Origin of the sequence: Longimonas sp. (assembly GCF_040409695.1) — a bacterium.
Classification (GTDB): Bacteria; Bacteroidota; Rhodothermia; order Rhodothermales; family Salinibacteraceae; genus Longimonas.
Genome location: NZ_JARWGJ010000092.1, coordinates 1 through 9532, shown reverse-complemented (window position 1 = coordinate 9532; position 9532 = coordinate 1). Strand labels below are relative to the sequence as shown.

Below are 9532 nucleotides of genomic sequence, written 5' to 3'. Positions count from 1 at the left end.
CTACGGTAAGAGGGCTACGGTAAGAGGGCTACGGTAAGAGGCTGGGCGGATGCGGGCAGGCACAGCCCCCTTGCATGATCGGCGCAACGACGACAAAAATAGCAGTGGAGCGGGCGGGCAGGCTGCATAAGAAAGACCAACAACAGATTGAAAAACAGGACGCGTGCTGCGGAAGATATGCGGGCATGGCCCGAGCGCGGCCGCCAGGCACCGCCTGCTACTCATCAGGCTCCAGTGGTGCGCCTGATACGTACAGGTCGGTGCGGCGGGGAAAGGGCGAGTCGGCGCCGTACGCATCGGGCAGGTAGCCCAGCGGCACGAGGTCGGCAATGCGACGAAAGGCAAAAGCGCCGTACACGGTCATAGCGTAGGGTTCGAGCGACTTCCCCCACCGGTCTACTTCGACGGGCCGTCTGTTTAGCTCGACCTGCGAGGGCTGGTACGACCGTGGACGACGAGGCGTGCCTCCGCGCCATGCGACGAACGCCTGCGACTCGGGGGCCTCGTGGTAGCGCACCACCAGGCGCCCGCGAAAGCGAACCGTAAAGGTAGAATCTTCGGTCGGCTCCACAATGCGTGTGGCCTGCGCGCGAAACTGAGGCTGGCTATGGGGGGCGCGGTTCATGTGAGAGAGACGCACGCGATGCATCGCAAACCCTTCCTCTGACACGCGGTCGTAAAGCAGCGCCAGCATAAAGTGGCGAAACGAGCCCCGAAACGCCTCCTCACGCCGCTGGCGCCACCGCTCGGCCTCCTGCTCAGACGAGGGCGTAAGCAGCTCAAAGAACGGCTCGCCGTCCCAGCGAAGAATGCTACCTCGCGACTCAAACTCGTCGAGGTGGTAGCGGATGCGATAGCCCAGCGCCCGGTTTTCAATGACAAGCGGCGCAGACGCATGGGCCTGAAACGGGCCCCACCAGCTGCGGGAGAAGCGCAGGACCTCCGGGTTCAGAAGCGTGACTGCATCGGCGTATTCCGACGTGCCGATGAAGAGCTCCTCGAAGCGCTGCAGGCTGCGCCGCCACGACCGGGTGCGTTCGGCTTCAACCGTGATCGCGTCGAGCGCTACGGTAGACGGAGCAAGTTGGAGGTGCAACGTATGGCGGGCGCCGCTGCGCAGCACCAGGTCGCGCTGTTCCGGCTCAAACCCTACCATACTGACATACAGACGGTGCGCGCCGCGGGCTCGCGTGGTAAACGAAAATGTGCCGTTGCGGTCGGTGGCAGCGCCGGTGGTCGTTCCGGCGAGAAAGACATGCACACCAGGCAGCGGTTCGCCCGTTTCGGCATGCACTACGGTGCCTTGAAAGACCGCCGGTGTAGGCGCGTCCGGCTGCTGTGCATCGGCTGGGTAGCATACGGCGACGCAGGCGGCAAGGACACACAGGGCGCACAGGGCCATCCGTAGCACATTCTGGGCTTGTGTCCTGGTCGTCATCGTTTCCCCCTCCGGGCCATAGACCCGCGGCCTATCCCGATCTAATCAGGTTCACTGAATTTGCATAATATAAGAACATTGACGACTGCTGTCAAGCGTTTCGTAAGTCGGGTGGTCTGCACCCACACAAAAAAACCGCCCGGCGCACAGGGCACCAGGCGGCGAAGAGCAGAAGGGTAGCTCTCAGAGGAGTATCATTGAGAAGTGACGCCCACGCTTCAGGTCCCCACCTGATCCTACAAGGCGTGAGCATCCCTCTATACCGGCACGCTCCCCAGACCGGACAACCGGCGTCCGGGTGAGCACCTCGCGCGCCGAGCGTCCGTAGGACGAGGGATGTGCGCACGGGCGATGATCAATCCTGCACGGGGAGGCAGCCGCGCCGGGTTTGCAACGGTATATCGGGACCGGCACGTGCGTGCGCATCCCCCTGAACCCGATCGTGTGTGATGCGCCGCCTTATGCCTGCTTGAGCAGCGCGCCTACTTCATCGAGCGAGAGGCGGATGAGCGTGGGGGTGCCGCCGGGGTCGACATAGGGCACCTCGCAGTCCCAGAGCGCCTTGAGGAATGCGCGGCGCTCTTCGGGGGCCCATCCCGACACGTCGCGCAGCGCCTGACGGCTGGCCAGGGTGCGGGCCCAGGCTTTGCGGCGCGTTTCGGTGGCCGACTCGGGGGCATCGTCATCGGTGTTCAGCAGCGCCCGAAAAGCATCGACCGCCGCTTCGGTATCGAGCTTGGGCGGCACCCCGCGCAGCGCCACGGTGCGCCCGCTCATAGCGCCGGCATCGAAGCCCAGATGGGCAAGCTCCCCTTGTAGCGCCTGAAAGCGGTCGGCCTCTTGCGCCGACAGGTCGATTGTTTCGGCAAAGAGCAGCTGCTGCGACTCGCCCGACTCATTCTGCAGGCGATGCAGGTAGCGCTCATACACGATGCGCCGGTGCGCCGCACGCGGATCCACGACCATCAGCCCGGCCTCAATCGGCACCAGCAGGTAGCGGTCGTGCAAGACCCACACCGGCCCCTGCCCGGGCGTCCCCTCTGAACCGGTCGTATCGGCCTCGTCCGCGTCGGCGGGGCGGTACAGACGGTCGGTCAGGTCGCCCAGGCTGCGTGCCGGGGTGCTTTGGGATGAAGAGGCGGGTTGGGGGGAGGCAGGTTGGGGGGAAGCGGAGCGCCGCGGCGCCGGCGACGAATCATCGCGCGACGAGGACGGGCGCGTTCCGCTGAAGGATACCGGGGTAGGCCGTGCGGAAGAGGAGCTGCTCTCCGACGAATCATCGCGCGGCGCCGGGTCTCCGTCTGGATGCAGCTCGGGCGTGGTAAACTGCTCCTTCAGCGCGCTGCGGATGCTGCTACGTAGCAGGCCGTATACCCCGCTTTCATCTTCAAACTTGACCTCTGCCTTGGTCGGGTGCACGTTTACATCGACGCGCTTCGGGTCGAGCTCCAGGAAGAGCGTAAAGAACGGAAACGCCTTCTCGGGCAGCCAGTCGCCGTAGGCTTTGCGGACGGCGTGGCTCAGGTAGCGGTCGCGGATGTAGCGGTCGTTGACGAACAGAAACTGGTCGTCGCGCGAGGCCTTGAACTGCTGCGGGTTGTCGACGAGTCCCCACACGCGCAGGTAGCTCGACGCGTCGGAGACAGGCACGAGCGCGGCGGCGCGCTCTTCGGTCCACAGCTGGCGCACACGAAAGCGCAGGCGTTCGATCTTATCGTTGGCCGTGGCGGCCTCGCACTGCACGATAGAGCGGTCGTCGTGGTAGAGCTCCATGTGCACGCCGGGGTGGGCGAGCGCCTGCTGGTAGACGGTGTCGGAGATGTGCTTCATCTCGGTGCCCGGCGTTTTCAGGAAGTTGCGCCGCGCCGGCACGTTATAGAAGAGGTTGCGGACGGAGATGGTGGTGCCGGCGGGCGTGGCGCATGGGCGGTGCGTCTCCAGCGACCCGCCGTGTACCTGCACGAGCGTACCGACGTCATCTTCGACGCGGCGCGTCTTCAGCTCGACCTGCGCCACCGCCCCGATCGAGGCCAGCGCCTCGCCCCGAAAGCCGAGGGTGCGGATGCGCTCCAGGTCGTCGATGCCGCGAATCTTGCTGGTGGCGTGGCGGTCGAAGCAGCGCCGGGCGTCGTTCCGGTTCATGCCGCAGCCGTCGTCGGTCACCTGAATGAGGGCGCGCCCGGCCTCTTTTACGCGCACCACAATGCGCCCGGCACCGGCGTCGAGCGCGTTCTCGACCAGCTCCTTCACGACCGAGGCCGGACGCTGCACCACCTCGCCGGCAGCAATCTTGTTTGCGAGTACATCGGGCAGCTGGCGAATGAGCCCATCCGTATCGGAAGCGTCGGTCATGCGAAGAGCGGTTACAGCGACAGGTAGACAAAGAGGGTAAAGGCGAGCAGCCCGAGCAGGTAGAGCAGGTCCATAGGACTGCGCTTGCGGTCGCGGCGCCCGGTGCGCATCCGGCGGCGGATGTCGTCGTCGTCGGAGGGGTCGTAGCGCCGGGGTTCATACTCAAAGCTGCGCGGCCCTCGGCCGGCGGAAAAGAGACCCATGAAAGATGATGCCGTTGGTGGAACGTATGTGTGCTTAGGGTACGACAGTAAAACTGCCCGATGTTTACGGACGTTCCGCGACGAGCCCACGCCAGCCACGCGCCGGGCCATGCGGTGGGCCACGTGGCGGACCTAAGCCCCCGCGCAAGCCGCTCAATGTAACACACTCGCCAGGTATGCCCGGAATCCCATCCATATCCGGGCTGCTCTCGTAGGGTACAGTGAGCATCATCCCCCCTTCACACTGCTTCTTCCGATGGATATACACGCAATACCCGCAGCGGCTCTTTTATGTGTACTCGCGCTCGGCCTGGCCGGGTTTGGAACTGCAGCGCTCTCTGACGAGGTCATTCGCGTAGGCGATTTCTCGGCGGGCAACACCGAGCGCGGCTTTCCGGCGGGGTGGACGCCCATCACTTTTGGCGATGTCGACACGCCGACAACCTACACCGTGCAGCGTATGGACGACACGCTGGTCGTGAAGGCCGAGAGCGACAGTGGGGCCTCGGGGCTGGCTACGGAGCGCCGCATCGACCCGAACACGCACCCGGTGGTAGCGTGGCGCTGGAAGGTCAGCAACGTGCTCGAATCGGGCAGTGTCTACGAGAAGAAGGGCGATGACTATCCAGCGCGCATCTACATCACGTTCGACTACGACCGCAGCAACCTGAGCTTCGGGCAGCGCGTCCGGCTTCGCGGGGCTGACTTTCTGGGGTACGACAACCTGCCCACCCGCGCCCTCAACTACATCTGGGCCAACCAGGCGCCGGTCGAGGAGCCGGTCGTGAACCCGTACACCAGTCTGGTGATGATGCTGCCCACGCAGAGCGGCTGGGCAAAGACCGGGCAGTGGGTCGAGGAGGTGCGTCACCTGGGCCACGACTACCGCCGCGCGTTCGACGATGCTGGGGAGGCGCTACCCGACGTGAACGGGGTGGCGATCATGACCGATACGGATGATACCGGCGAGTCGGCCACCGCCTACTACGGCGACATCCTGTTCATGACCGAAGACGCCGCTGCCGAGCGCTATGGGGCAGACGTGCTGTCGGAGATCCAGTCGCGCTCGCGGTAGCAAGCCGCTCGGATAGGAGGCCGCTGGTACTCGGTCGGGCGGCATAGCAGCTTCACGGGGCGGAGTTGGAACGAGGCCCATGGACGGGTGGCCGAAAGCGCATCCTTTTATCCGTACGCCGCCTGGATATCCGCCTGCGAGGCCTCTATCCGGAGACACGCGGGACTGTGCTGTCCGCATTGGGGCGGGCGGGCCCGATGCCGAGGCCACGCATCCCAAAGTAAGAGACCAAAGTAAGAGATCAGAACAGGCCCTTAAAACACAAAAACGCCGTGGCAGCGAGGGCTGCGCCGGCGTTGCGTGTTTCAGTATGTGCCTGCGAAATGTGCCCAAGAGAGGACTCGAACCTCCACGGCCGCAATGGCCACTGGCTCCTGAAGCCAGCGCGTCTACCAATTCCGCCACTTGGGCAAGTGCGGATGTCTGCCGTTGGGTGCAGACATGGGCGTGATAGTCTGATTGCGGACGTAGGTTCCACCGCGCTGCGCGAAGGTCTCGTAAATCGGCTAAAAGGCGATGCCGGGCGGAACCTACGTGTTCGGCTGATCCGTACGGACGCTACCCCGCTGGTTTGTGCCGGTTGCCGATATCGGCTTGAACCGTGCGGCTCGCTGTTGCTTTCTGCTTGCCGTAGATCTTGCATGACTGTTGCCAAACGTTTTCGGTGGGAGGCTGCCCACCGCCTTGCCGACCATCCGAGCCTGTGCCGTAACCTGCACGGCCACTCGTACACCTGCTGGATCGAACTCGACGGCACGCCGGGTCCGTCGCAGATGTTGATTGACTTTCAGGAGGTGAAGCGCGTCGTATCGCCTCTGATCGACGCGTGGGACCACTGCACCTACGTGAATCGTGACGACACGGCGCTGCGCGAGGCCCTGGCTACGCTCGGCGTGAAGCACTACGTTTTGGACGGCCGCAGCACCACCGAGGCGCTGGCCGACTATGTGGCACGCTACCTGTGCACGCACGGCTTTGCGATGCTACGCGAGCACGGCGTAACCGAGGTGCAGGTGCGCGTGCAGGAGACCGAGACGTGCTACGCCACCACCCGCGCCACCGTCGCCGACTACGCCGATACCCCGGCTCCGGATTTGGAGGCCTCGCTTGTGGAGGCAGAGGCGATGGCGGCATGAGGATTTGTGTTCTTTCCTCTTGACATCTGGATGCGCGCGGTTGTACATTGGCTTTGACTTCTCACCTCATGCAAAGCCTTGCACGCTACCATGCAAAGAGCATCTGCCGGGCGCGTCATCAGCACCATTCTTCGGCACGACGATAAGCGCACCAGCTACAAAATTGCACTGCTGCGAAGCATCAACGATGTGGTGCTCAACTATCCTACGTTGAATGCAGGCGGGCACGACGTTGCGCTTCCGCTCTCTGCTCTTGCCGAACGGTGGATTGCCTATTACTGGCCCTTTGTTGATGCGGAGCGTCCCATCTGGCAGGGCAGCCGCTACATGCGCGGCGGCACGTTAACAAACGACATCACCTTTCGGCCCGAACTCAGCGCGCTCCACCGGCTCTGGGTGGATGCGCACGGCGGTGCACAGCCTGCCGATGGATTCCTGCTTCTGGATGACATGCGCGTAGCCCGCAAACGGGCCTCGCTCTCTGCGTCCATCCAGGCGCAGTACCGGAAAACCCGACGCAAAATCGCACGGCGTGCCCTTCCCATGCCGATCCGGTATGCCGGCCCCGAAGAATGGACCGTTTTTGACAGACCGGCGCGCTTCCGCCAGCTAAAAGGCCGGATGCGCGCGCTGCCAGGCACTTCTCCCGATGCCAAATGCCTTGTTGTCTCTGCCGATCTGTGGGATACGTTTCGTCGGCTCTCGTTATGGATTGAGGCGCTCTGTATCCACGAATGGTGCCTGTTCACAGAGACCGTCGACCAGCCGGATGCTGGGGTCGACCGTGGTACCGTCTATACCCTTCTCACGGCCCGCCCGGATAGTCGGGTCGCGCTCACCTGGGAGCGCAATCACATCAACGTGTTAATGATGGAAGGCCATGTCTTCACCTGTCCATGGTCCGAAAAGAAACTGCGGGCTGGCAGTGATTATGCGGTTGACCACCTCGTCCCTCTCGCGGTCTACCCGATTAATGAGCTGTGGAACCTGGTGCCTACCGATCCGGCGTTCAACAGCAATAAAAAACGAGACCGCCTCCCAACACCGGACCGCCTCCAGACAGCACGTCCACACCTTACTGATGCCTACGCGCACTACACGCAGCAGTCCGATCTGGCGGCTGCACTTCGCAACGACGTAGCGACCCGATTTTCAGACGCGGACCTTCACGGCGACTCGTTTCCTGCGTCGGTAACGCATGCCACAGCCCGGTTTATCACGCAGGTGGCTCAGGCTCGCAACTGGGCTCGTTTTTAGCAGATCGTATCGGATTAAAGCCCCCATCTTTCTATGCCAAATCCGTCAAACCCTAACACGCATCTCACGGCAAAGGAACGCGACCGATCCTCGTACCCTACCCGCCGCCTGCTCTCCATGAACCGGATTGCAGGCCGCGTGCTCGATTTTGGATGCGGACACGGCGCCGATGTCACGTTTCTGCGTCAGAAGGGATACGACGTGACAGGCTACGACCCACACTACGCGCCGGAAAAACCAGAAGGACGCTTCGATACGATCCTGTGTCACTATGTGCTGAACGTGCTGATGCGCCGCGCTCAGGCCCGCGTGCTCATGGAGGTGTCTGAGCTGCTGAAACCGTCTGGCAGCGCATACTTCACCGTACGGCGCGACGTGAAGCGTCCAGGGTTTCGCATGCACTACGTGCATCGCAAACCCACGTATCAGTGCAACGTGGTGCTTCCCTACGAAAGCGCACTACGCACGGAGTTCTGCGAAATCTACCGCTACCAGCACTACAACCAGCGGGATACGACGGGAGACTGCCCGTTCTGCCATCCTGAGGCGGAGCGCGAACTGATCACCGAATCCGCTCAAGCCTACGCCATCCACGATAAATATCCCGTATCCGACGGACACACCCTAATTCTGCCGAAACGCCACGTAGAATCGTACTTCGATCTGCATCCTGCCGAACAAACCGCCTGCTGGATGCTCGTGCAGCGCGTACAGGAGCTGCTGACTGAACGCCACGGGCCAGACGGCTTCAACGTAGGGATCAACACCGGTGCGGCAGCCGGGCAGACCGTGTCTCACTCCCACATCCACATCATCCCGCGCTACGAAGGCGATGTCGCGAATCCCACGGGCGGCGTGCGGGGCGTGATTCCAGGAAAGGCGGATTATACGGACGCTACGTAGGCGATCGCGTGCTATTCTTTCTTTTGATCCAGTTCGCCCTGCTGCTCCTCGTATAGAAATTATGCTTCGCCTGCCTGCTCCAGCACAAATTCGTACAGGGCATCGCCGATCCGGAAACCCGTGCTAATGAGCCGGTCAAGAACAGCAGTTAAGTCATCAATCAACCCTTCCTCTTTTGCGAGAAGCAGTACACCGAGCGTTCCCGAGAGGGCAACGCCCCGAGCATCCGCGACCCGACGACCGAGCGCTTCATCCATGAGTAGAATGTCGGCTTCACGCTCAAGCGCCAATACGATTGCTTCACTTTCCCCGGCATCTAAGGTGCTGCGAAGCTGACGCACCGCTGCCTGCTCCGATACGGATTCAACACGGAGCCACGATGCATTCACAAAGGTGTCTACTCCTGCTCGCTTCTTATCGGGCTTAATGATCTCCCGGTGCACGGCTTCAGGAACTAAAATATCACCGTAGAGACGGGGAAGCCACTCGGTCTCGCGGATTCGTGCCAGTGCGATCAGTGGTCCCGCATTGCTGACAACCGTCATTTCGAAGAGGCATCTATCTTTTTCCGAATGGTCTTTACCTGCGCTCTCAACTCATTGGGGCTCTCGGTGAAATAGGCGATTCCGTGCTGATCCAGAAGATCGATGAACTCGGCTTTCGACAGCCCTAATACCTCTGCGGCTTTCCCCGAAGAGATCCGCTCCTCACGAAAGAGCTCCAACGCAATCAGTTTTTTAAGCTGGGGACCAAGTTCATCCTCGGACACCTCAAGGGCGCTCAGCAGGTCGTGCGGTACGTTTAACTCTACTTGAACGGTGTCTTTCATGGCAATCAACCGAAACAAAATGGATAGGGCTTTTTCGATGGACTTTCCTAAAGTCCACAGACATCGTTCGTATAACGATGATAGAAAACGAAATGTGCCTCGTCTATCATCCGTCAGCGTGTTCAGGCGTGCGGGGCGTGATTCCAAGACAGGCAGATTATACGGACGCTACGTAGTGCTGTGTCACAGGTCAATCTTCGGGTAACGCATAGCCATAACGTACCGAGAATAACGCACAATCTTGTCATTGCGAGCGGAGCGAAGCAATCTCATTGCTGCCAGACCGGATGTAGCCGCCCAATCCACGGCATGAGATCGCCGCGTCAGTCGCAGGGCTCC

9 protein-coding genes and 1 tRNA gene are annotated in these 9532 nt (G+C 61.9%); 4 read left to right on the top strand and 6 right to left on the bottom strand.

What is annotated here, in order from left to right; all coding sequences use genetic code 11:
• Positions 1-217 precede the first annotated feature (217 nt).
• The 3 genes from PPP56_RS05870 to PPP56_RS05860 form a co-directional block, all read right to left on the bottom strand.
• Positions 218-1438 carry a carboxypeptidase-like regulatory domain-containing protein gene (locus PPP56_RS05870; protein WP_353563103.1) on the bottom strand — a complete coding sequence of 407 codons (1221 nt, stop codon included), beginning with the start codon at positions 1436-1438 and terminating at the stop codon, positions 218-220.
• Positions 1439-1897: 459 nt separating this feature from the next.
• Positions 1898-3790, bottom strand: a complete 1893-nt coding sequence (gene mutL, locus PPP56_RS05865; RefSeq protein WP_353563102.1) for a DNA mismatch repair endonuclease MutL — start codon at positions 3788-3790, stop codon at positions 1898-1900.
• A gap of 11 nt (positions 3791-3801) precedes the next feature.
• A complete protein-coding gene (locus tag PPP56_RS05860) occupies positions 3802-3993 on the bottom strand; it encodes a hypothetical protein (RefSeq protein WP_353563101.1) in 192 nt (63 codons plus the stop codon).
• Between the two features lie 256 nt (positions 3994-4249).
• Between PPP56_RS05860 and PPP56_RS05855 the strand changes: the two genes are divergently transcribed.
• Positions 4250-5068, top strand: coding sequence for a DUF3047 domain-containing protein (locus PPP56_RS05855; protein WP_353563100.1), 819 nt, complete (start codon positions 4250-4252; stop codon positions 5066-5068).
• A gap of 326 nt (positions 5069-5394) precedes the next feature.
• Here PPP56_RS05855 and PPP56_RS05850 read toward each other — a convergent pair.
• A tRNA-Leu gene (locus PPP56_RS05850) sits at positions 5395-5479 on the bottom strand.
• A 230-nt stretch (positions 5480-5709) separates the two neighbouring features.
• Here PPP56_RS05850 and PPP56_RS05845 point away from each other — a divergent pair.
• The 3 genes from PPP56_RS05845 (at position 5710) to PPP56_RS05835 (ending at position 8364) form a co-directional block, all read left to right on the top strand.
• Complete coding sequence (locus tag PPP56_RS05845; RefSeq protein WP_353563099.1) at positions 5710-6204, top strand: 6-pyruvoyl trahydropterin synthase family protein; 495 nt, start codon at positions 5710-5712, stop codon at positions 6202-6204.
• Between the two features lie 90 nt (positions 6205-6294).
• Complete coding sequence (locus tag PPP56_RS05840) at positions 6295-7461, top strand: DUF8808 domain-containing protein (protein WP_353563098.1); 1167 nt, start codon at positions 6295-6297, stop codon at positions 7459-7461.
• A gap of 33 nt (positions 7462-7494) precedes the next feature.
• Positions 7495-8364: an HIT family protein gene (locus PPP56_RS05835; RefSeq protein WP_353563097.1), complete on the top strand. Its 870-nt coding sequence runs from the start codon at positions 7495-7497 to the stop codon at positions 8362-8364.
• Positions 8365-8423: 59 nt separating this feature from the next.
• Here PPP56_RS05835 and PPP56_RS05830 read toward each other — a convergent pair whose 3' ends face one another.
• Together PPP56_RS05830 and PPP56_RS05825 are read right to left on the bottom strand one after the other, a co-directional pair.
• On the bottom strand, positions 8424-8909 hold the full coding sequence (locus tag PPP56_RS05830; protein ID WP_353563096.1) for a PIN domain-containing protein: 486 nt from the start codon (positions 8907-8909) through the stop codon (positions 8424-8426).
• Entirely contained in the window at positions 8906-9193 is a 288-nt protein-coding gene (locus PPP56_RS05825; protein ID WP_353563095.1) for a UPF0175 family protein, read from the bottom strand. The genes PPP56_RS05830 and PPP56_RS05825 overlap by 4 nt, the downstream gene beginning before the upstream one ends.
• Between the last annotated feature and the right edge of the window lie 339 nt (positions 9194-9532).